This window comes from Xanthomonas sp. JL1 (genome assembly GCF_038405005.1).
This window is the reverse complement of the sequence record NZ_JBBYGR010000070.1, coordinates 1-23,220: the sequence shown is the minus strand read 5'-3', so window position 1 is coordinate 23,220 and position 23,220 is coordinate 1. Positions and strand designations below refer to the sequence as shown.

13 protein-coding genes, 3 other RNA genes and 1 pseudogene are annotated in these 23,220 nt (G+C 64.8%); 10 read left to right on the top strand and 7 right to left on the bottom strand.

Going from position 1 to position 23,220, the window contains the following annotated elements; translation table 11 throughout:
* Positions 1–4: 4 nt before the first annotated feature.
* Positions 5–286: a hypothetical protein gene (locus tag WJW29_RS15970; RefSeq protein WP_011259878.1), complete on the top strand. Its 282-nt coding sequence runs from the start codon at positions 5–7 to the stop codon at positions 284–286.
* Positions 287–301: 15 nt separating this feature from the next.
* Here WJW29_RS15970 and WJW29_RS15965 read toward each other — a convergent pair.
* A non-coding RNA gene (locus tag WJW29_RS15965) (sX9 sRNA) lies at positions 302–376 on the bottom strand.
* 248 nt (positions 377–624) lie between these two features.
* Here WJW29_RS15965 and WJW29_RS15960 point away from each other — a divergent pair.
* Positions 625–701, top strand: a non-coding RNA gene (locus tag WJW29_RS15960) — sX9 sRNA.
* Between the two features lie 478 nt (positions 702–1,179).
* On the opposite strand, the gene WJW29_RS15955 is transcribed toward WJW29_RS15960, so the two are convergent.
* Together WJW29_RS15955 and WJW29_RS15950 are read right to left on the bottom strand one after the other, a co-directional pair.
* A non-coding RNA gene (locus tag WJW29_RS15955) (sX9 sRNA) lies at positions 1,180–1,253 on the bottom strand.
* A 103-nt stretch (positions 1,254–1,356) separates the two neighbouring features.
* Positions 1,357–2,553: a GAF domain-containing sensor histidine kinase gene (locus tag WJW29_RS15950; RefSeq protein WP_011259877.1), complete on the bottom strand. Its 1,197-nt coding sequence runs from the start codon at positions 2,551–2,553 to the stop codon at positions 1,357–1,359.
* A 322-nt stretch (positions 2,554–2,875) separates the two neighbouring features.
* Here WJW29_RS15950 and WJW29_RS15945 point away from each other — a divergent pair, with 322 nt between their 5' ends.
* From WJW29_RS15945 to WJW29_RS15935, 3 genes are all read left to right on the top strand, one after another.
* Complete coding sequence (locus WJW29_RS15945; RefSeq protein ID WP_012445616.1) at positions 2,876–3,313, top strand: DUF2946 family protein; 438 nt, start codon at positions 2,876–2,878, stop codon at positions 3,311–3,313.
* 194 nt (positions 3,314–3,507) lie between these two features.
* Positions 3,508–5,511: a TonB-dependent receptor gene (locus WJW29_RS15940; RefSeq protein ID WP_041182223.1), complete on the top strand. Its 2,004-nt coding sequence runs from the start codon at positions 3,508–3,510 to the stop codon at positions 5,509–5,511.
* Positions 5,511–7,103 (top strand): PepSY domain-containing protein, encoded by a 1,593-nt coding sequence (locus tag WJW29_RS15935; protein ID WP_041182222.1) that lies wholly within the window; start codon positions 5,511–5,513, stop codon positions 7,101–7,103. Before WJW29_RS15940 ends, WJW29_RS15935 begins: the two co-directional genes overlap by 1 nt.
* Before the next feature lie 135 nt (positions 7,104–7,238).
* On the opposite strand, the gene WJW29_RS15930 is transcribed toward WJW29_RS15935, so the two are convergent.
* The 3 genes from WJW29_RS15930 to WJW29_RS15920 form a co-directional block, all read right to left on the bottom strand.
* Positions 7,239–7,964: a phosphoadenylyl-sulfate reductase gene (locus WJW29_RS15930; protein WP_011259873.1), complete on the bottom strand. Its 726-nt coding sequence runs from the start codon at positions 7,962–7,964 to the stop codon at positions 7,239–7,241.
* Positions 7,961–9,682 carry an assimilatory sulfite reductase (NADPH) hemoprotein subunit gene (gene cysI, locus WJW29_RS15925; RefSeq protein ID WP_011409143.1) on the bottom strand — a complete coding sequence of 574 codons (1,722 nt, stop codon included), beginning with the start codon at positions 9,680–9,682 and terminating at the stop codon, positions 7,961–7,963. Before cysI ends, WJW29_RS15930 begins: the two co-directional genes overlap by 4 nt.
* A 108-nt stretch (positions 9,683–9,790) precedes the next feature.
* Positions 9,791–11,638, bottom strand: coding sequence for an assimilatory sulfite reductase (NADPH) flavoprotein subunit (locus WJW29_RS15920; protein WP_011409142.1), 1,848 nt, complete (start codon positions 11,636–11,638; stop codon positions 9,791–9,793).
* A gap of 180 nt (positions 11,639–11,818) precedes the next feature.
* Here WJW29_RS15920 and cysD point away from each other — a divergent pair, with 180 nt between their 5' ends.
* The 5 genes from cysD to WJW29_RS15895 all read left to right on the top strand — a co-directional run bounded on the left by cysD (position 11,819) and on the right by WJW29_RS15895 (position 22,351).
* A complete protein-coding gene (cysD, locus tag WJW29_RS15915; RefSeq protein ID WP_011259870.1) occupies positions 11,819–12,727 on the top strand; it encodes a sulfate adenylyltransferase subunit CysD in 909 nt (302 codons plus the stop codon).
* 62 nt (positions 12,728–12,789) lie between these two features.
* Positions 12,790–14,703, top strand: coding sequence for a sulfate adenylyltransferase subunit CysN (gene cysN, locus WJW29_RS15910; RefSeq protein WP_027704223.1), 1,914 nt, complete (start codon positions 12,790–12,792; stop codon positions 14,701–14,703).
* A 434-nt stretch (positions 14,704–15,137) separates the two neighbouring features.
* Positions 15,138–16,208, top strand: a complete 1,071-nt coding sequence (locus tag WJW29_RS15905) for an efflux RND transporter periplasmic adaptor subunit (RefSeq protein ID WP_011409140.1) — start codon at positions 15,138–15,140, stop codon at positions 16,206–16,208.
* Positions 16,205–19,330 carry an efflux RND transporter permease subunit gene (locus WJW29_RS15900; RefSeq protein ID WP_011259867.1) on the top strand — a complete coding sequence of 1,042 codons (3,126 nt, stop codon included), beginning with the start codon at positions 16,205–16,207 and terminating at the stop codon, positions 19,328–19,330. The genes WJW29_RS15905 and WJW29_RS15900 overlap by 4 nt, the downstream gene beginning before the upstream one ends.
* A gap of 351 nt (positions 19,331–19,681) precedes the next feature.
* Positions 19,682–22,351, top strand: a complete 2,670-nt coding sequence (locus WJW29_RS15895) for a M1 family metallopeptidase (protein ID WP_041182221.1) — start codon at positions 19,682–19,684, stop codon at positions 22,349–22,351.
* Between the two features lie 294 nt (positions 22,352–22,645).
* On the opposite strand, the pseudogene WJW29_RS15890 reads toward WJW29_RS15895, so the two are convergent.
* Positions 22,646–23,126, bottom strand: a pseudogene (locus WJW29_RS15890) (hypothetical protein); the annotation flags it as partial.
* Between the last annotated feature and the right edge of the window lie 94 nt (positions 23,127–23,220).

Below are 23,220 nucleotides of genomic sequence, written 5' to 3'. Positions count from 1 at the left end.
TGCGATGACTGAGCCGCTATGTCCCGCACTGAGCAGACTGTGGTCGTCCGAGCCGGACGGCGGCATGTCGCTGCAACTCTCGGCCAGCATTGCGGGCCGAGAGCATGAAGTGTTGACGGTGCTGGCCGACCCACGCGACGAAGCGTTGTGGGTAGCGTTGCAAGTGGGCGACACGCGCGTGCAGATTCCGCTGGACATACTGCGCAAGGCGCTTGAAGTCGCAGCCGAGGATGTGCATTCGGCGGCGTGGTTTGCACGCCAGGATGGAGATGCGTCCGGGCTCTGAAGCTGCGATGCGAGCGGCCAACAGACCGTAGCGGGCTGTCGTCCGGCGGTGTGGACTGCGCACAGCGACGGAGGTGGACGCGTGGTGCATGCGGATATTGAGCACTGGCCGTGCGCTGCGGCCGGGGTTGGTCAGTTCGCTGTTTTGAACCGGTTGAGAAAGGTTGCACGTGCTGCTGGCGTTGACGCAACCCGACGCGGCTTTTCCGGAAACCAGCGGATTGGTGGGTGCAGGACGCTGGTACGTTGAAACTTGCTCGCTGCGCATCACGGCCGCGTTCGCTTGGAGTGGCTAGCAAAATGATTGCGCAGCCGACAGGCGGGCGCGACCGGTGCGGCATCCACCACGCGTCCACTGCGGCTCTGAGCGCGCCGTCTGCGCCCGCCTGACAGCTGCTCGCGACGTTTTGTTAGCCGCCCTTAGTGGTTGCGGGGGGGGGCTGCCCAGGGAATTTAGGGTTGTGTTCGCTGTTTGCGCTTGTTGCGTTGCGGCATAACGGTGCCGAAAAAAATCCTGCGGAATCAATGTGATGTTCTCTTGCTCGGCAGACCCGTGGCACGGGCTGTCGGTGATTTCCCTCACCCGTGTCGGGGCTACGCAGTCGGCGTCTGCGCAACGCATCAAGTTGCGCGCTGCCGTGTCGAAAACCCTTATAGCAGCCATGACGCGACACTCTCGAACGTCTAGGGGTGGACGGCGCAGAGCCGGCGATGCGGTTGATCGCATTAGCCGGTGTGCTTCGCAGTGTCGTCGAAGGGTTGCTAGCGCTGTCGCATCCCTGTTGCACGAGGCTCTGCACAGAGCGGCTGGCGCACCCGGGTCCCTGGGGAGAGACCTGGCGTGTTTGGTGGCGGATCCGGGTCGGGAGCCCGGATCCGCTTTTTTTTCAGAGCAGCTAACAAAACGTAGCGAGCCGCAAGGCGGGCGCGGACGGCGTGCTCAGAACCGCAGTGGACGCGTGGTACATGCCGATTCCGAGCACCGGCCGCACCCACCTGACGACTGTGCAGTCATTTTGTTAGCCGCTCTAAAGCCGCAGATTGCCGAAACAATCTGCAAGCCCCAGACCTTCAAGCCAGCGGAATCCGCACTGAAAAACAGGTGCCGCCTTGCGGGCGTGGGCGCACACCCACCTCGCATCCCAATGTCTCGGCAGTGCGATGCACGATCCACAGACCAATGCCCAAGCCGTCGCTACGGGGGTCGGCTTGGCGAAACGCCTGGAATATCTGCTCGGGTTGCTCCAGATTCAAGCCGATGCCGCTGTCGATGATTTCCACCACGGCAAAGCCGGGGCGGCGGCGGGTGCCGACCAGCACGCGGCCGCGTTCGGTGTACTTGATGGCATTGCCGACCAGGTTGCCGATCAAGGTGGTCAGCAAGGTGGAATGGCTGCGCACGCGTAGCGAGGTAGGCACATGGCGCAGTGCCAGGCACTTGTCGATGGCCGGCTGCCGCCACACGCCGAGAACCGAATGCAGCACGTCTTCCAGCTGCAGCGATTGCAGGTCCGGCATGGCCGCCTTGCTCGAGGCCGCCAGAGCGGCCAGCTCGTCCATGCTGCGGCCGACCAGGCTGATCGCATCGCGCGCAGTCACCAGGGGCGGGATGGAATCGACGTTGGCATGCCGGCGCATCTTGTCGATGGCGTAGGCGGCAGTGCGCAGCGGAGTCTTCAGATCATGCCCGGCGATGGCCATCAGGCGGCTGCGATACCGATCGGATTCTTCGGCGGCCGCCAATGCTCGGCGCAATTCCAGATGCGCCATGGTCTGGCGTGCCAGTGCGCGCAGGGCCTCCACCTGCTCATCGGTGATCTGACGCGGCTTCCGGTCCAGGACGCAGACCGTGCCCAGCGGCAGGCCGTCAGGCGTCTTCAGCAAGGCGCCCGCGTAGAAGTACAGCGGCGCTTCGCCGGTGACCAGCGGATTGCGTGAGAAGCGGATGTCTTCGCGCGTGTCGGGCACCACCAGCACATCGTTGTCGAGCAGCGCATGCGCGCAGATCGACTTGAACAACGGGGTCTCGCGCTCGCCCATCCCGAGTTCGCTCTTGAACCACTGGCGGTCGGCATCGACCAGGCTGATCAGCGCGATCGGCGTCTGGCAGATGATCGAGGCGAGCCGAGTGATGTCTTCAAACGCCGCTTCGCGCGGTGTGTCGAGAATGCCGTAGCTTTGCAGCGCCTGGAGACGGAGCGCTTCGCTAAGGGGCTTGGGTGCGCAAGGAAGCGGCTCGGCCGCGAGATTGGACAGGACGGTACTCATGCGCGCAAATTAAAGAGTGTTAAGCCGCAAGCATAGGGCATGACAAGGCCCCACATGTGTCTGCGGTCACGGAGGTGGGATGAAAATGTGACTGCCTCGCTGGAGCACGGCTCGCAGGTGAGGTCGGCGTGACCGGGAGCGGGGTTGGCTGCGCAGCGCGCGGCGGCGGCGGCGGGGGCCACGTCGGCGGCGGGCGTGCCGGCTGCCCGCGCATGCCCAGGCGTCGGTCGTCAGATGCCGCTGGCCCGGCCGGGTGCGACATCCAGTCGCGCGTTGGTCACGGCCATCGCACCCGGTGACATGGCGGCTTACACTGCGCGGTATGCTGCGTTCGTGCCGTCGCCACCGGTTATTGCCCCTGCTTGCCTGTCTGGCGGTGGTGCTGATGCTGGTGGCTCCGTTGATCAGCCGCTGGAGCCAGACGCAGTCGACCGAGCCGATGTGCATGAGTGCCCCGGCAGTGTCGGCAGCGAGCTGGCTGCATGCCGATCATCGATACGAACCGCCCGTCATCGCTGCGCAGGCGCACCCCGGCGCCGCGTTGGCGACGCAGCATCCCGGCAGCCACGACGCAGCGATACATGGCGAGGCCTGCGACTACTGCGTGTTGGCCGCACGCGTGCTGCCATTGCTCATCGTGGCATTGCTGTGCCTGCTGCAGCTGCGGCCAACACCGGTTCCGGCGCACATCCAGGCAAGTGCACGCTCGGTCTTTCGGTGGGCTGCGCTCGGCGCACGTGGCCCCCCGCTGCCCGCGTAAGGTTGCCCCTGCGCGGGCGTCATGCAGCTGTGCCTAGTACGCGCCTGAGCTGTCGGCGTCGCTGCCGGGCCTCGCGGACGACCCGCTCCCTATGCGAGTGATGCCAATGCGCGCCACGGTGTTGGCAGCGCACGGCTATGCGGCCGTGCTGCCACGGCAAAAGGTTGGTCATGCGTCTAAGGTTGTTGAAAACGATGTGGTATGCGCCGTCGTTGGCGCTGGTGTGGGGGCCGGCATGCCATGTGCAGGCACAGGATGCGGCACTGACGCTGGGCAAGGTGCAGGTGCGCGAACACGCGCAGCGCAGTCCGAGTACGGCGCGCGTGTTGAGCTCGGTGGATGTGATCGGCGGCGAGCTGCTGCACGATCAACACGTGGACTACAGCTGGGAACTGCTGATGCGTGCGCCCGGGGTGCAGGTCACCCAGTTCCGCATGGGCACGGATGCAGGGCGGTTTTCGTTCCGCGGCTTCAATGGCGAGGGGCGCATCAATGCGGTGAAACTGCTGATCGACGGCATTCCCAGCAACGACAATGCCGGCGCCATGCCGTACCTGGATGCCGTGTTTCCGCAGGACATCAGCGCGATCGAGATCGTGCGCGGCACCAACGACGCGCGCTATGGCTTGAACGCCATTGCCGGCAGCGTGGACGTGCTGACCCGTACCGGCGGCAACGATGGCCGCTTGAGCGTGACGGCCGGCAGCTTCGATGCGCGCGAGGTGCAACTCAGCAAAGGTTTCGAGCAGGGCGCATGGAGCCAGAACTATATGCTGGCCTGGCGCGACTCGGACGGCTATCGCGATCATGCCGATGCGCGTAAACGCAGCGTAGCGGGCAAATGGTTTTACACCGACCCGGACGGTGCATTCCGCGCCGGACTCACCACGCGCTATTACGACAACCATGCACTGGAAGCCGGCTATCTGGACGCCGCCACCGCGCGTGCGGCGCCGCGTAGCTCGCCGGACTATGCGCAGAACGACCGCAGCCAGCGCCGCCTGCGTCAGACCGCGTTGCATGCGGACGGCGAGCTCGGTGAGCAGGCGCAATGGAGCGCCAAGGCCTACCAGAACGACTACCGCAATCAGCGCTGGGTGCGGTTTTCTGCTGCCGGCCTGCAGCAGGAACGCGATACCGATGAGACCCATCGCGGGCTGTTGCTGCGTAGCAACTGGCAGCCGGACTGGGGCGCGCTCAATGCCAATCTCGAAGCCGGCGTGGATGCGCAGTGGCAGGAAAATCAGTCGCAGCGGTACCGCACCGTGGCCCGCGTACGCGGTGCGCAGTTGCGCGATTGGGATTACGACCTGCGCACACGTGGTGCGTATGTCCAGGCGGTGCTGACGCCGTTTGCGCGCTTGCAGCTGGTGCCGGGGTATCGCATCGACCGCGTCGATGGGCAGTTGCACGATGTGCTGGCCGGCAGCGTTGCGCCGACCTATGACTACGGCACCATCAAGCAACCCAAGTTCAGCGCGAGCTACCGCGTGGGCGGGCAGAGCAGCGTGTATGCGAACTGGGGGCGCACGTTCCAGATCGGCAGCGGCGATGGTGCCTACCGTCGCCAGTCCGGCGATCTGGGGCCATCGATCAACGACGGTTGGGAGACCGGCTTCAAGTTCGCACCGTCGACCCTGGTGGATGGGCGCCTGGCGTATTGGGAGCAACGCGCATCCGGTGAAGTGGCGACCGTTCTTGGCGTGAATGGCGTGGTGGGCATTGGCGCTGTGGCCAATGTCGGCCGCACGTTGCGGCGCGGTTGGGATGCGCAGCTCAACCTGCAGCCGGCTGAGCACTGGCGCGCATGGGTATCGTATTCGCGGCAGAAGGCCATGATCGCCACCCCCGATCCGAGCGCACCGGCCACGCGCGGCAAGGAGATCGAAAACGTGCCGCACTGGCTGGCGACCGCCGGGCTGGAGTGGCAGCTCAGTTCGGCGGTGCAGTTGAGCGCCTGGGGCAACGCGCAAGGTGATTACTATCTGGAGCGCACCAATACGCTGGGCCGTGCCGGTGGCGATGCCTTGCTCAATCTGGGCGCGCGCTGGAATGTGGATGCGCGCAACGCGCTCAGCCTGCAGCTGCGCAATGTCACCGATCGTGCGTATGTGTACGCCTGGTACGACAGCGGCACCTCCGGCTATTCGCCCGGCGATGGGCGTGCGTTGTCGCTGTCGTGGGATTGGAGCTTCTGATGCATGCAATGACGGACGGCAGTGGCGTCGCCGAGGCACGCCAAGGTAGCCGCTGGCGCTTCTATCGCGCGGTATGGCGCTGGCATTTCTATGCCGGACTGCTGGTGCTGCCTTTCATCATCTGGCTGGCGGTGACCGGGGCCGCGTTCTTGTATCAGGGCGCGATCGATCGCAGCGTGCACCATGATTTGAAGGTGGTGCCGGTAGGCGATACGCGCATGCCTGCACAGCAGTTGGTCGCCGCTGCACAACAGCGCTACGGCGGAAGCTTGTTTGTCTACATTACGCCCAAGCGCGCCGATGCCAGTGCCGAGATCGGGCTGGTAGATGCACATGGGGCGCGGCGGGTGGTCTATGTCGATCCATACCGTGCGCGGGTCTTGGGCGCCTTGCCGGAGCACGGCACGCTGAGCTGGACGATCCGCCGGCTGCACAGCCTGGCGTTGGTCGGGCCATATGCGCGTGGCCTGATCGAAATGGCGGGCGGTTGGGCGATCGTGCTGGTGCTCACCGGTGTGTATCTGTGGTGGCCGCGCGGGCGACGTGGCGTGGTGATCAGTGTGCGTGGCAAGCCGAAACAGCGACTGTTCTGGCGCGACCTGCATGCGGTGACCGGTGCCGGGGGTGGCGCGATCCTGCTATTCCTGGCGCTGACCGGCATGCCGTGGTCGTGGCTCTGGGGTGCGCAGGTCAATCGCTGGGCCAATGGGCATGATTTTGGCTATCCCGCCGGGTTGCGTGTGCAGCAGCCGATGTCGCAACAACGGTTGGCAGACAGTGGTGAGCCGGCGTGGTCGTTGCGGCAGGCGCGCTTGCCGGAGTCTGTGTTGCCTGCACGCCTGGCTGAAGGGGGGGATGAGCCGCTGCATGGCGAGCACGCGAATGGGCTGCAGTTAGGCAACGAGTACTCCGGGCACACGGCGCGCACGGTAGCCCCAGGGCATGCAGACCACGAAGAGCACGAAGAGCACATAGCCCAGTCAGAGCAGTCAGCCCAACACGCGCACTCGGCAGATAGCGCGCATGCTGCCAATGGCGATGCCGGCGGCGTTGCTGGGCCGGGACGGGGAGCGATCGGCCTGGATGCGGCGATTGCGCGCTTCGATGCACGCGGCATCCTGCCGGGATATAGCGTGGCACCGCCGCGTGGTGCGATCGGGGTCTATACCGCGACGGTATATCCGGCCGATCTGCAGCGTCAGCGCGTGATCCATCTGGATCAATACAGCGGCACGGTGCTGCTGGACATGCGTTACCGCGACTACGGGCCGCTGGCCAAGCTGCTGGAATGGGGCATCAACGTGCACCTGGGGCAGCAGTACGGCACTGCCAACCAGTTGATCCTGTTGTTCGCCTGCTTGGCGATTGTGCTGTTGTGCGTCAGCGCGGCGGTGATGTGGTGGAAGCGCCGCCCAAGCGGAGGGCTGGGCGTGCCGCCGTTGCCGGCCGATCCACGGACGCTACGCGGCCTGCTGGTGCTGCTGGTGTTGTGCGGGCTGATCTTCCCGCTGGTCGGCCTGTCGTTCGTGCTGATGTGGGTATTGGATCGTTACTGGATGCAGCGTACGCAAGCGGATGCGGCAGCAGGATGATGGGCGCGCGCCGATGCCGAAGCGCTGATGGCAGTACGTTGCGATCATGACTGGATGCAGCATGCCCAGGCAGACGCCGCACATTCTGATGAACGCGCCCTCGGTACAAGCGCGCATCGCAGTGGGCTGCCGCGGCTAGATATCCTCGTGGATGCCGCACTCCCGCTTCAGGCCAAAGAAGCGCGTGTCTTCCTCGCGCATGCCGGGTTCCCAGCGACGCGTGGTGTGGAAATCGCCGATGGACACGTAGCCTTGTTCCCACAGTGGGTGGTACGGCAGCTCGTGCGCCTGCAGGTACTGCCACACGTCGCGATCGGTCCAGTCGGCGATGGGGCTGATTTTGTAGCGCTCACCGCGCTTCTGCACGATTGGCGTCTGCGCGCGGCCGCCGGATTGGCTGCGGCGCAGGCCGGTGAACCAGGTGCCCACGTTGAGTTCGTCCAAGGCGCGGCGCATCGGTTCGACCTTGCGCAGGTTGTTGTACTGATCGATGCCGACCATGCCTTGTTCCCACAGGCGGCCGTGGCGCGCTTCCATCCAGGCGCGGCTGACCAGCGGGCGATATACCTTGAGATTGAGCTTGAGCCGTTCGGTCAAGGCATCGGCGAAGCGGTAGGTTTCCGGGAACAGGTAGCCGGTGTCGATCAGGATCACCGGGATGTCCGGGCGTTGCTGGCTGAGCAGATGCAGCGTCACTGCCGATTGCGCGCCGAAGCTGGACGACAGCGCCGCGTCCTGCGGGCCGTGCTGCAGCGCCCAGGCCACGCGTTCGTCGGCACGCAGGCCTTCCAGCTGCGCATTGAGCGCGTCCAGATCGTCCAACGCGGAAGAGGTGATTGATGCGGCAGGTAGCGCGGTCATGCGAGCAATTCCAGATCGAGGCGACGGTGCGTGGGGTAAGACGGCAATGCGATCAGGCCGGCGCGGTGGAGGAAATCGCCGAAGCCTTCATCGTTGGCGTGGTCGCGTTCGGCGGCATAGCGCGCCAGCAGCGGTTCCAGTGCGGCCAGGATCTCAGGCTCGGTGATGTTTTCGCGGTACAGCGTGTTGAGCCGCTGGCCGCGGCGGTCGCCACCCAGCATCAGGTTGTAGCGCCCGGGCGCTTTGCCCACCAGCGCGATCTCGGCCAGATACGGGCGCGAGCAGCCATTCGGACAGCCGGATAAACGCAACACGATAGGCGTGTCGGCCAGCCCGTGTTGCTGCAGCAACGGCTGCAATGCAGCGCTGAAATCGGGCAGATAGCGCTCGGCCTCGGCCATCGCCAGGCCGCAGGTGGGCAATGCCACGCAGGCCATCGCGCCGCGCGCCAGGGCGCTGGCAGAGCGATTGCCGGCATCCAGCGCGTACTGCGCAACCAGCGCATCGACGCGTGCACGCTCGCTGGCCGGCACGCCGGCGATCACCAGGTTCTGGTTGGGCGTCATGCGGAATTCGCCGACGTTCAACTGTGCGATCGCACGCAGCCCGCTCAGATGCGTTGCCGTGTCGGTATCGGCAATGCGGCCGGCCGGCAGCGACAGGGTCAGGTGCCACAGCCCGTCTTCGCCTTCCACCCATCCATAGCGGTCGCCGTTGTGCTCGAACGCGAACGGCTGCGCCGGCTGCAGCGCGAAGCCGGCGCGGCGCGCGATCTCGGCCACGATGGTATCCAAGCCATGATCGTCGATGGTGTACTTGAAACGCGCGCGTTTGCGCACTGCACGGTTGCCGAAGTCGCGCTGCGTGGTGACCACCGCAGTGGCGATATCGAGCAACTGATCGCGGGTGACAAAACCAATCACGTTGGCCACGCGCGGCCAGGTCTGCGCATCGCCGTGCGAGGCGCCCATGCCACCACCGATGCTGACGTTGTAGCCGAGCAACCGCCCATCGCGCAGGATCGCGATAAAACCCAGGTCATTGGCGAAGACGTCCACATCGTTGAGCGGCGGCGCGGCGAAACCGATCTTGAATTTACGTGGCAGATAACGGTCGCCATAGATCGGCTCGTCCTCGTTGCCGGAGCCGGACACGCGCTCTTCGTCAAGCCAGATTTCGTAGTACGCCCGCGTGTTGGGCAACAGATGCTCGGAGACGCATGCGGCATCGGCATACAGCGTGGCATGCGCCTGCGACAGCAGCGGGTTCGCGGCCACTTGCACATTGCGATTGACATCGCCGCACGCCGCCAGCGTATCGATCAAGGTGGCATTGATGGCCTGCATGGTGGCCTTCAGTTCGCGCTTGATCACGCCATGGAACTGGAACGCCTGGCGCGTGGTGATGCGCAGCGAATGATTGGCATAGCGGGTGGCGATGCCATCCAATGCCAGCCACTGCGCGGGCGTGATCACCCCGCCCGGGGTGCGCGTGCGGATCATGAACTGATACGCCGGTTCGAGCTTCTGCTGCCGCCGCTCGTCGCGAATGTCGCGGTCGTCCTGCTGGTAGCTGCCGTGGTACTTGATCAGTGTCTGATCATCCTCACGCAGCGCACCGGTCACCGCATCGGCCAGGCTCTGTTCCAGCGACCCACGCAGGCGGCGGCTTTCGGATTTGATGTCTTCGACGGAGTGGCTCATGACGGGATTCGGCATGCGTGATTGGGGATTGGCAGCAACAACGCGCGGGCATTACCCACACAACAGAACGATTGTGGACATCCGCTCCTACGACTCCCCAATCCCGACTCCCCAATCCCTGAATTAATAAACATCCCGCGCATACCGCCCCTCCACCTGGAGTTGGGTGAGATACGCGCTGGCGGCCTCGGCATCCAAGGCGCCGTGGCTGGCGACGATGTCGAGCAGGGCGGCGTGCACGTCCTTGCCCATGCTGGTGGCGCCGCACACATACACATGCGCGCCGCCTTGCAGCCAGGCATAGACCTCGGCGCCGCGCGCACGCAGGCGGTGTTGCACGTAGAGCTTTTCCGCCTGGTCGCGTGAGAACGCCACTTCCAGCGCGTGCAGTTCGCCGCGTTGCAGGGCCAGCTGCCACTCGGCCTGATACAGGAAATCGGTATTGAAATGCTGGGCGCCGAAGAACAACCAGTTGCGGCCATTAGCGCCGGTTTCCGCGCGCTCCTGCACGAAGCCGCGGAACGGCGCCACGCCGGTGCCCGGGCCGATCATCAGGATGTCGCGATCGGCATCGGCCGGCACGCGGAAGCGCGCGTTCGGTTCGATGTAGACCGGGGCGATGTCGCCTTCGGCAAGTGCAGCCAGGAAACCGCTGGCCGACCCCAGATGCGCATGCCCATGCGCCTGGTAGGTGACTTCGTCCACGGTCAGATGCACTTCATCGCCCACGCGCTTGCGGCTGGAGGCAATGGAGTACAGCCGTGGGGTGAGCGGCCGCAGCGCAGCAAGCAGGCCGGCATGGTCCCAATCCGCCGGCCAGCGGCGCAGCACGTCGATCACCTGATGATCGGCGAGCAGCGACGCCAGGCCGGCAGTCTGGGTGGGGGCGAGCAGCGCTTGCAGTTCCTGTGCGCCTGCGCGCTCGGCGTGAGCGGCGAGAAGCGGCCGCGACAGCTTGGTCAGTTCGCGCCGCGTGGCGAGCCAGGCACTCAACGCCAGCGTCTCCTCGCCGACGGTGACCGCAGCATCGCCGTTCAGCTGCAAGGTCTGCAGCACGGCATCCACCAACGCGGGCGGATTGCGATGGCGGATGCCCAGCGCGTCGCCCGGCTCATAGTTCAGGCCGCTGCCGTCCAGCGAAAATTCCAGATGCCGCACGCGCTTGCCGGGCGTGGCATACATGCGAAAGCCAGGACCCTTGAAGTCGCGTCCACTGAGGATCTGAGTGGACAGGAGCTCGGCAGCGAACGGCTGTTGATGCGACCACACCGGCGTCGCCGGGCTGCTGCGCAGCGGTGTGACGGTGGCCGAGTGCGGGCCGCTTTTGAGTTGCTCGCGGGCATGCTTGAGCGCCTGCGTGCGCCAGGGCACGGCAATGCTGTCGATGTCCAGATCGGCTTCGCCACGCGGCTGCACGCGGCTGCCGCCGAGTTCGGCCAGGCGCTCGTCGATACGCCGCGCGACGCCGCAGAAATCGGCATAACTGGAATCGCCCAGGCCCAGTACCGCGTACTTGAGCTCGGGCAGCTTGGGCGCGCGGCGGCCGGTCAGGAATTCGACCAGACCGATGGCATCGTCCGGCGGGTCGCCTTCGCCCTGGGTGCTGATCACCACGTACAGCAGCCGCTCGTTGGCCAGTTCGCGGGTGGGGTAGGTGTCGGCGCGCAGCAAGCGCACGTTCAGGCCCGCGGCTTCGGCATCGGCGGCCAGATGCTCGGCCTCGCGGCGGGCATTGCCGGTCTGGCTGCCGTAGACTACGGTCAGGCGCTGACTTTCCTGGGCGATTGCGTGTGCGTGTCCACCAGGCAACACTGCCAGCGAGCGCGGCGGCCGGCCCTGCGCCAGCCCGGCGGTGTAACCGGACAGCCACCACAGCGCTGCGGTGTCCAGACCGTCGACCAACCGGTCCAGCAGCGCCTTGCGTTCGTCGGGCAAGGGGCTGGGCGGTAGCGCGGAACTGGCGGCGGTCATTCGGATCCAGTGGCTTGGATGAGAGAGGCGATGTTAGGGAAGCGTTGCGCCCACCTGAAAGGAACAGCCGTTATCGCGTTATGCCGGCCGCTTATTTCGTCCAGTCATCGGCGCAGCACACACTGCAACGCCTTGCCCTAACCATCGGCTGGTCTGCCTGCCGACACCCACGATAGTCCGATGACCCTGCCGCCGCTGTCCCATCTCGACCGGCTCGAAGCCGAAAGCATCCATATCCTGCGCGAAGTCGCTGCCGAATTCCGGGCTCCGGTGATGCTGTATTCGGTGGGCAAGGACAGCTCGGTGCTGCTGCATCTGCTGCTCAAGGCATTTGCGCCGTCGCGGCCGCCGATCCCGTTGCTGCACATCGACACACGCTGGAAGTTCCGCGAAATGATCGCCTTCCGCGACCGCCGTGCGGCCGAAACCGGGGTGGATCTGCGTGTGCACATCAATCCTGATGGCGTCGCCCAAGACGTCAGCCCGATCAGCCACGGCGCCGCCGTGCATACCGACATCATGAAGACCCAGGGTCTGAAACAGGCGTTGGAGCAGGGCGGCTTCGATGCGGCCATTGGCGGAGCGCGCCGCGACGAAGAGAAATCGCGCGCCAAGGAGCGTGTGTTCTCGTTCCGCAATGCACGCCATCGCTGGGACCCGAAGAACCAGCGCCCGGAACTGTGGAATCTCTACAACGCGCGCACCAAGCCCGGCGAAAGCGTGCGCGTGTTCCCGCTCTCCAACTGGACCGAGCTGGATGTCTGGCTGTACATCTATCGCGAAAAAATTCCGGTGGTGCCGCTGTACTTTGCCGCCCCTCGCCCGGTGGTGGCACGCGACGGTGCCTGGATCATGGTCGACGACGCGCGTTTGCCGTTGCATCCAGGCGAAACCCCGCAATTGCGTTCGGTGCGCTTCCGCACGCTGGGCTGCTACCCGCTCACCGGTGCGATCGAATCCAGTGCCGACACGCTGGAAGCGGTCATCGCCGAAATGCTGGTCAGCACCAGCTCCGAGCGCCAAGGCCGCATGATCGATCACGCACCGGGCGCATCAATGGAACAGAAAAAGGTTGAGGGGTATTTTTGATGGGCAGTGATTCGGGAGTCGGCATTCGGGATTCGCAGGAGCAATTCGCGGCGAGCGGAAAGATCGACGGGAGCGCTCTGGCGAATCCCCACTCCCCACTCCTCACTCCGGGCACCATTGGTGCCTACCTCCAGCAGCACGAATCCAAGCCCTTACTGCGCTTCATCACCTGCGGTAGCGTGGACGATGGCAAGAGCACCTTGATCGGGCGGTTGCTGTACGACAGCAAGCGCTTGTTCGACGATCAGCTTGCGGCGCTGGAAAGCGATAGCCGCCGGCATGGCACGCAGGGCGAGAGCATCGATTACGCGTTGTTGATGGATGGGCTGGCGGCCGAGCGGGAGCAGGGCATCACCATCGATGTGGCCTACCGCTATTTCGATACCGACCGGCGCAAATTCATCGTGGCCGATTGCCCCGGGCACGAGCAGTACACGCGCAATATGGCCACCGGTGCGTCGACTGCCGATGTGGCGGTGGTGCTGGTGGATGCGCGCAAGGGCTTGTTGGCGCAGACCCGTCGGCACAGCTATATCGTGTCGTTGCTCGGCATCCGCCATGTGGTGCTGGCGGTCAACAAGATGGATCTGGTGGACTACGACGCGCAGGTGTTCGCCGACATTGCACAAGGCTACGCCGCGCTCGCCGCGCAGCTGGGCATCGCCGATGTGCAGTGCATTCCGCTATCGGCGCTGGCGGGCGAGAATCTGTCCAGCGCTTCGACTCGGATGCCTTGGTACAGCGGCCCGCATCTGCTGCAGCATCTGGACACCGTGCAGCTCGAACCGCCGGAGGCAGGTAGCGGCCTGCGTCTGCCGGTGCAGTGGGTCAATCGCCCCAACGCGCAGTTCCGTGGCTATGCAGGCACGATCGCTGCCGGCCAGGTGCAGGTGGGCGATGCAGTAGTGGTGGTGCCGTCCGGGCGCCGTACGCAGGTGGCACGCGTGCTCGATGCCAACGGCGAGGTGGACAGCGCTCGCGCCGGGCAGGCAGTGACGCTGACCTTGCGCAATGAGATCGACATCAGCCGTGGCGACATCATCGCCGCTGTCGACGATCCGCCCGAAGTGGCGGACCAGTTCGCTGGGCATCTGCTGTGGATGGACGATGCCGCGCTGCTGCCCGGGCGCCCGTATTGGCTCAAGATCGGCACCCGCACGGTCACTGCAAGCATCAGCGAGATCAAGCACAAGGTCGATGTGAACACGCAGGAGCGGCTGGCCGCCAAACGGCTGGAGCTTAACGAAGTGGGTTACTGCAATCTGGCGCTGGACGAACCCATCGCGTTCTCGCCCTACGCACGCAACCGCGTGCTCGGCGGTTTCATCCTGATCGACCGCCAGAGCAATGCCACGGTGGCTGCCGGCACGCTGGAATTCGCCTTGCGCCGCGCCGGCAACGTGCACTGGCAACATCTGGACGTGGACCGCAGCGCACGTGCGCGCATCAAGGGCCAGGCGCCGCGCGTGCTGTGGTTCACCGGCCTGTCGGGTGCAGGCAAGTCCACCGTTGCCAACCTGGTCGACAAGCGCCTGCACGCCCTGGGCTATCACACCTTCATCCTGGACGGCGACAACGTGCGCCACGGGCTCAACCGCGATCTGGGCTTCACCGACGAAGATCGCGTGGAGAATATTCGCCGCGTAGCGGAGGTGGCACGTTTGATGGCCGATGCCGGCCTGATCGTGCTGGTGAGTTTCATTTCGCCGTTCCGTGCCGAGCGGCAGCTGGCACGTGAGCGCTTCGATCAGGGCGAGTTTGTCGAAGTGTTCGTAGACGTGCCGCTGGCGGTTGCCGAATCACGCGACGTGAAGGGGCTGTACCGCAAGGCGCGTGCCGGGCAGATTCCCAATTTCACCGGCATCGACTCGCCGTACGAGGCGCCCGAAACGCCGGAGATCCATCTTCACGCCGATGGTGAGAATGTAGAGGCACTGGCGCGCCACGTGCTCGAGTATTTGGGTCTGGAACGCTAACAGCGGCTACTACGGCAGCGCAGGCGGTCGTCAGGTGAGCGCGGTCAGTGTGCACACTGGCGGTGTATGAACCCATACATGCAGTCAAGGCGCACCGGCTGCGCCCGAGTGACGGAGGTGCAGCAACGTCATAGTCGCGCTGGCCAGCCCATGGCGGTCTCAAGAGTCAAGTGCAACACCTCGAGAGACCTGCTGTTAGCGCAACGTATGGACGGACAGCCCAGCAGGCCATTGATTGTGCAAAAGTTACGTGAGCCAGTGTTTTGACAGAAAACGCGGGTCTGCAGTGGAGAAAAGTGTTGCACTTGGAACTTGAGTCGGCCCATGTGCCAAGGGCGGCAAGGGTCTTTGGTCATGGTGCAAAGCGCGTCCTTTCTGTCAATTCATGGCGGCTAGGTCGGTAAACTTTCGACGTACCCCGCCAGGATGTTCTGATGCTTGTTCTGCCCAGCGCGCGCGTCTGCGCCGCGCTCTTGTTGGCCGCTGTCCTGGCCGGTTGTAGCCGTCAGGCCAGCACGCCAGCCGCTGCCAAACCCATTCCGGTCTCTATGCAGGCGGTGACCACCCAACCCTGGAACTCGACCGTGCAGTCGATCGCCACGGTGCGTGCGCGCGAATCGGTGGCGCTCACCGCTGCGGTCAGCGATGTGGTGGAGCAGGTGTATTTCGACAGCGGCGACGAGGTCAAGGCCGGGCAATTGCTGCTGCGTTTGCGCGGCAATTCGCAACAGGCGGCACTGACCGCCGCACAGGCCACCTTCGAAGAAACCGACCAGTTGTATCGCCGGCAGTCGAGTCTGGTTGGCCAGCAACTGGTGGCCAAATCCACCGTGGATACGCAGCGTGCGCTACGCGATGCCGCGCAGGCGCGTGTGCAGCAGATGCGCGCGGAAATCACCGACCGCGAGGTGCGCGCCCCGTTTTCCGGCGTACTCGGCATTCGCCAGATCAGTCCTGGCGCGTTGATCACCTCCAGCACGGTGATCGCCACATTGGACGATGTGGCGCGCATGTACGTGGATTTCCAGGTGCCAGAATCGCAATTCGGCCTAGTGCAGGTCGGCAATTCGGTCAGCGGCAGCGCAGCGGCCTATCCCGGCGCGCAGTTCGAAGGCGAAGTGGTGACCATCGATTCGCGGATCGACGAGACCACGCGCTCGGTGACGGTACGCGCGGATTTCCCCAACGACGATCGCCGGCTGCGGCCAGGCATGCTGCTGGATGTGCGGCTGTTCCAGCCGGCGCGGCAGGCGGTGGTGATCCCGGAAATTGCGGTGGTGCAGGTGGGGCGCGAGTCGTATGTGTTCCGGGTCAAGCCCGATAGCAGCGTGGAGCGCGCCGATGTGCGCGTGGGCGAGCGGCGCGATGGCAAGGTGGAAATTCTCGAAGGCGTCAAAGCCGGTGAGCGTATCGTGGTGGATGGCACCGGCAAGCTGCGTGTGGGCTTGAAGGTCGTGGACCAGGCACCGCCTGCGTCGACCCGCCCGCAGGCGGCAGCACAATGAAACTCTCCGACCTGTCGATCACCCGCCCGGTGATGGCGGTGGTGATGAGTTTGCTGCTGATCGTGCTGGGGGTGATGTCGTTCACCCGCCTCACCCTGCGCGAGTTGCCGGCGATCGACCCGCCCATCGTCTCGGTGAATGTGGAATACACCGGTGCCTCGGCGGCAGTGGTGGAAAGCCGCATCACCCAGGTACTGGAAGACGGGCTGGCCGGCATCGAGGGCATTTCCACCATTGAAGCGCACAGCCGCAATGGCTCCTCCGATATCAGCATCGAATTCGTGCAATCGCGCGATGTGGAAGCGGCCGCCAACGATGTGCGCGACGCGGTCAGCCGCGTGTCCGACCGCATGCCCGACCAGGCGCGCGCGCCGGAGATTTCCAAGGTCGAAGCCGACGCCGACCCCATCCTGTGGCTCAACATGAGCTCCAGCACCATGGACACGCTGCAGCTGTCCGACTATGCCGAGCGCTATGTCGTCGACCGCTTTTCCAGCCTGGATGGCGTGGCGCAGGTGCGGATCGGCGGACGCCAGCGCTATGCAATGCGCATCTGGCTGGACCGCGACCAACTGGCCGCACGCGACCTCACTGTCGCCGATGTGGAAGCGGCGCTGCAGAACGAAAATGTGGAAGTGCCTGCCGGCAGTATCGAATCGGCGCAGCGCGATTTCACCTTGCGCGTGGAGCGCAGTTATCTCAAGCCCGAAGACTTCGCCAAGCTGCCCTTGAACAAGGGCGAGGGCGGTTACGTGGTGCGTCTGGGCGACGTGGCCAGGGTCGAGCTGAGCTCGGCCGAGCGGCGCGCGTATTTCCAGAGTAACGGCGTGCCGAATGTGGGCCTGGGCATCGTGCGTAACTCCACCGCCAACGCGCTGGATGTGGCCCGCAAAGCACGCGCGCGCGCTATAGAAGTGCAGAAGTCGCTGCCGCAGGGCACGAATATTTTCGTCGCCTTCGACACCACCACCTTCATCGACGCCGCGGTGGAGCGCGTTTATCACACGCTGGTGGAAGCGGTGGTCCTGGTGCTGGTGGTGATCTGGGTGTTTCTGGGTAGCGCGCGCGCCGCATTGATCCCCGCGGTGACGGTGCCGGTGTGCCTGATCGCCTCCTTTATCGCGCTGTATGCGTTCGATTTTTCGATCAACCTGCTCACCTTGCTGGCGTTGGTGCTGTGTATCGGCTTGGTGGTGGACGACGCCATCGTGGTGGTGGAAAACATCCAGCGCCGCATCGATCTGGGCGAGCCGCCGCTGGTGGCCGCCAAGCGTGGTACCGGGCAGGTGGCGTTTGCGGTGATTGCGACCACCGCGGTGCTGGTGGCGGTCTTTGTGCCGGTCGGTTTTCTGCAAGGCAATACCGGGCGGCTGTTCCGTGAGCTGGCGGTGGCGCTGGCGGCGGCGGTGGCGATCTCGGCCTTCGTGGCGCTGACGTTGACGCCTATGATGTCGTCCAAGTTGTTGCGCGCGCATGGGCAGGCCAAACCCAATCGCTTTCACCAATGGTTCGATGGGCGCATGCAGGCGGTGTCCGGTGCGTATGGGCGCTCGCTGGAGCGGCATGTGCACCGCACCTGGGTCTTTGCGCTGCTGATGCTGTTGGCGCTGGGCGCCAGCGCATGGCTGATGGGCCGCATTCCTTCCGAAGTGGCGCCGGCCGAGGACCGCGGCAATTTCCAGATCATGATCGACGGCCCGGAAGGTGCCGGCTTCGATTACACGGTGGGGCAGATGCATCAGGTGGAAGACATCCTGCGCCCCTTCGTGGGCCCGGACAAACCCATCGTGCGCGCCAACCCGCGCGTGCCCGGCAGCTTCGGCAGCAGCGAGGAAATGCACACCGGCCGGGTCAGCGTGTTCTTGCAGGATTGGGAAAAGCGCACCCGCCCCACTACCGAAGTGGCCGATGAGGTGCAGCAGAAACTCAATGTGCTCAGCGGCGTGCGTGCACGCACGCAGGTGAGCGGAGGCCTGGTGCGTCGCCGTGGGCAACCGTTCCAGCTGGTGCTGGGCGGGCCGGATTACGCGGAGATTGCGCAGTGGCGCGATCGCATCCTGCAGCGCATGGAAGCCAACCCCGGCCTGGTCGGCCCCGACTCCGATTACAAGGAAACCCGCCCGCAGATGCGCGTCAATATTGATCGCGTGCGCGCGGCCGATCTCGGCGTGCCGGTAACTGCGATTGGCGGCGCGCTGGAAGCATTGATGGGCTCACGCCGCGTCACCACCTTCGTCGACAACGGCGAGGAGTACGACGTGATGCTGCAGGCCGGGCGCGAAGGCCGCATGTCGCCGGAAGATCTCACCGCGATCCGCGTGCGCTCCAACCGTGGCGAGCTGATTCCGCTTTCCAATCTGGTGACTTTGAGCGAAGTCGCCGAAGCCGGCACCTTGAACCGCTTCAATCGCCTGCGTGCAATCACGATCACGGCGGGCCTGGCACCAGGTTATCCACTCGGCGATGCCATCGCCTGGGCGCAGCAGGCGGCGCAGGAAGAACTACCCGAATACGCGCAAGTGGACTGGAAGGGCGAATCGCGCGAATACCAGCAATCCGGCAGTGCGGTGTTGTTGACCTTCGGCATGGCGCTGCTGGTGGTGTATCTGGTGCTGGCCGCGCAGTTCGAAAGTTTTGCGCACCCGTTGGTGATCATGCTCACGGTGCCGTTGGCGGTGCTGGGCGCGCTGGTGGGCTTGTGGCTGACCGGTGGCACGCTCAACCTGTTCAGTCAGATCGGCATCGTGATGCTGGTGGGCCTGGCAGCCAAGAACGGCATTCTGATTGTGGAATTCGCCAACCAATTGCGCGACGAGGGCCGCAGCGTGCATGCGGCGATCGTGGCGTCGGCCTCGGTGCGTTTGCGCCCGATCCTGATGACCTCGATTGCCACGGTGGTCGGCGCGATTCCGCTGGTGGTGGCCGGCGGGCCCGGCTCGGCCAGCCGCGCCACGATTGGCGTGGTGGTGATCTTCGGCGTCTCGCTGTCCACGGTGTTGTCGCTGTACGTGGTGCCGGCGTTTTACAGCCTGATCGCCCCGTACACCAGGTCGCCTGAAGCGGTGGCACGCCAGCTGGAAACCCTGGACGCGCAGACACCCTCAGTGGGCGGACATGCGTGAAGGATGCCGGGCGTAGCTGCTGCCGGTGTTCGCCGATGCGGGGATGGCGCAAGGCCATCGATGCCGGCGGCCAGCATGTGCATTCGAACGCCTGACCGTCCGGAAGCGCGCTGCGCTGCGCAATACCCGCGGTGCGCAGCGGATGCCGAGCGGTGCAATACGTCTCATAAGGCGGTGCACAGGTGGCCGTCGCTGCGAACCTCGTGACGTGCCGAGCCAAGACAGGCGTGCGTTGTGGCCGCGGTTGCCCGCGCGGCGCAGCGTTGGTTCGGTCTGGTCGCCAACCAATGACCCATGACAGTCATGGATGAATATGGTGGACTTCGACGATTGCCATTGTCGGAGTTGTCGATGCGTCGTTTCGCCTGCCTGCTTGTTTCTTCCCTGCTTGCCTTGTGCTGCGGAACAGCGCTGGCGCAATCGTCCGGCGAACCGGTTCCCAATGGTCGCCTACCGACCTGGGCGGTACCGGAGCGTTACAGCCTCGCGCTCAAGATCGACCCGGAGCAAACCCAATTCAGCGGCCGCACCACCATCCGCGTGCAGCTCAAGCAGGCGTCCGACCATCTCTGGCTGCACGGCAAGGAGTTGCAGGTCAGCAAGGTCACGGTCAAGCCCGACAAGGGCAAGGCGTTGACCGCAGGCTACGTGGAAGCCGATGCGCAGACCGGTGTGGCGCGGCTGGATTTCGGCCGCACGCTCAAGCCGCAGACGCTCACCGTGGAGATCGCCTATAGCGCGCCGCTCAACCAGCAGCTGCAGGGCCTGTACCAGGTGAAATACCAGGGCAAGGCGTATGCGATGACGCAGATGGAACCGATCAGTGCGCGCTACGCGTTCCCGGGTTTCGACGAGCCTGCGTTCAAGACGCCGTTCAACCTCAGCCTGACCGTGCCCAGCCACGATCAGGCGTTGGCCAATACCATCGCCATCTCGACCAAGCCGGCCGGCAAGGGCTGGAAGACGGTGACCTTCGCCCCGACCGTGCCGCTGCCGACGTATTTGGTGGCCTACGCTGCCGGCCCATGGGACGTGGTGGATGTGGCGCCAATGCCGGCCACCCCGCAGCGCCCCAACGCCACGCCGTTGCGCGGCATTGCCGCCAAGGGCCAGGGCCCGCGCATCACGCCTGCACTGGACCAAACCCCGGCCATCATCGCCGCGCTGGAGGACTACTACGCGTTCTGCTATCCGTTCGACAAGCTCGATCTGGTCGCCGCACCGGACTTCAGCGCCGGCGCGATGGAAAACCCAGGGTTTGTGACCTTCCGCGATTGGCTGCTGTTGCTGGACAAGGATTCGCCGGCCGAGAACGTGCAGCGCTCCTTCAACGTCAACGCGCACGAACTGGCGCATCAGTGGACCGGCGATGCCGTGACCATGGAATGGTGGGATGACCTGTGGCTCAACGAAGCATTCGCCACCTGGATGCAGCAGAAGATCACCATGCAGCTGCATCCGGAATACAACGCCAATCTGGACCGTATCAGCGGTGCGCAGCATGCGATGGAGAACGACAGCCTGGTGAGCGCACGCAAGATTCGCCAGCCGATCACCGGCAATGGCGATATCGAAACCGCGTTCGACGGCATCACCTACCAGAAGGGTGCGGCGGTGCTGGCGATGTTCGAAGCCTTCGTCGGTGAAGACGTGTTCCGCGAGGGCATGCGCGCGTATATCGCCAAGCACACGTTCGGCAACGCCACCGCCGACGATCTGGTCGATGCGATCGCCGAGGCGGCGGGCAAGGGCAACGATTTCAAGGCCGCCTTCCGCAGCTTCCTCAACCAGCCGGGCGTGCCGTATCTGCAGACCGAGGTTGCCCGCGAGGGCGGCAAGACCGTGGTGAAACTGCAGCAGCAGCGCTATCTGCCGCTGGGGTCCACTGGCTCCACCGCGCAGCAATGGGGCGTGCCGGTATGCGTGAAGTACGGCAAGGGCGAGAAGCAGGTCGGTACCGCCTGCAAGTTGCTCGAAGACGGCAGTGGCAGCATCGTGCTGGAAGGCGCCGGCAAGAACACCTGGGTGTTCCCGAATGCGCGTGGCGCGGGCTATTACCGCTTCTCGCTGCCCAAGACGCAGCTCGCTGCATTGGGCAGGCAGGTCGGCCAGTTGGACGATAACGAACAGCTCGCCTACGCCGATGCGATCAATGCGGCGTACCGTCACGGCGATGCTGACAACGCGGCTGTGCTCGCGGCGATCACGCAGCTGGCGCCGTCGAAATCGGCCGATGTCTCTACCGCGCTGGTGGATCGCTTCGTGTGGATCTGGCGCTACCAGGCCACCACCGAGGCGCAGCGCGGCGCATTGCGCAAGGCTGCCGAACAGGCGTATCTGCCGCGTTTGCGTGCACTGGGTTACACGCGGCGCAGCGGCGAGTCGGTCGACGACACCGCACTGCGTGCGTCGCTGGCCGGCCTGTTCGCGCTGCGTCTGCAGAACGCAGAGGTACGCAAGGCACTGCTCGCACAAGGCGATGCGGTACTGGCTGGCGGCAACGGCGCACTGGATTTCTCCGCCGCTAACCCGGACCTGCTGGGCACCGCGCTGGCAGTGACCATGCAAGAACGCGGCGCACCGGCAGTGCAGACGCTAATCGATGCACTGCGCACGCATGCCGACCCAGCCCAGCGCAACGCCATGATCGCCGCACTGGGCGCGGTGCAGGATCCGGCGCTGCTGAAGCAGGTGCGTGATTTCGCATTGACCGATGCGATCAAGGTAGGCGAAATGAAAAGCCTGCTGATGCGCGGACACAGTTACCAGAGCTCGCACGATTCGATGTGGACCTGGTTCACCGCCAATTTCGAGCGCATCGTGCAGCGCAGCGGCTCGTTCGATGGTGGCGGCTTGCCGGCGCTGGGTGCGTCCGGGGGCTGCAGCGTGGAAGACGCCGATCGCCTGGATGCGTTCTTCAAGCCACGCCTGGCCAAGCTCAGTGGCGCCGACCGTGGCCTGGCGCAGACCGGCGAAGCGATTCGCTTGTGCGCGGCGCTACAGCAGGCGCACAAGCGTTAAAGACCATACAGTCCGGTGGTTCCGCACGGTCCCACCGCAGTGGCGTGAGCGACTCGGGATCCTCGCTCCTCATTGAGGTTCGTTCTCCTGCATCGGCCGCAGGCGACAGCGCTACACGCGCTGCTGTGGCACTGACGCCACAACAGCGTGCCAGGTTGGAGTGAGTGCTTTTGCATGCCGAGCCGATTCTGGCGAAGGCCGCCACCGGCGATGCAGCAAGCGGCACAGGTAGCGCACCGCACGACCTTCGGCGTTCGCCGGCCCTCAGTTTTTCTGCGGGCGCGAAATTACGCCTTAGTAGGAGATGGTTGCCGTGGTGGAGGTCGTGTCCAGCTGATAGTTGCATTGCACATCCAGGCCGGAGTTATCGATGATCTCCTGCCACGGCGGCGACCTGGACCTGCCTCATCCGGTAGTCGTATACGGCCACCCCGGTGAACGTGATATTGCCGCTTGCAGGATACTCGTCACAACTGTCCACCGAGTACACCTCCAGCGCGCCCGCCATGATCTGGGTCAGATCGCCATCGGAGGTGGTGCTGAGTCTTACGCTGCGTCCGCTGGTGACATTGCGGGTATCGATGTTCCAGCTTGAGCAGACGCTGCCGGCAGCACATGTCGCATAGACGTCCCCGTTGATATCGTCGCCGCTCTTGGCCGGAATGAAATCGCTATGCCAGACGACGCCGTCCGTGCAGCAGTTCCAACTGCTCAGGTCCGAGCTGTTGCTGTTGCCGCGGTAGCCCAGCACCGGTTGCAGAATGACAGGCGTATCGCATTTGCAATGCCGGACCTGATTAGCACGATCTTTCAGCACAGTCGCAGCCAGTGAGAGCCGACCGGTCGATGGTAGGACCGTCGCTCCACCG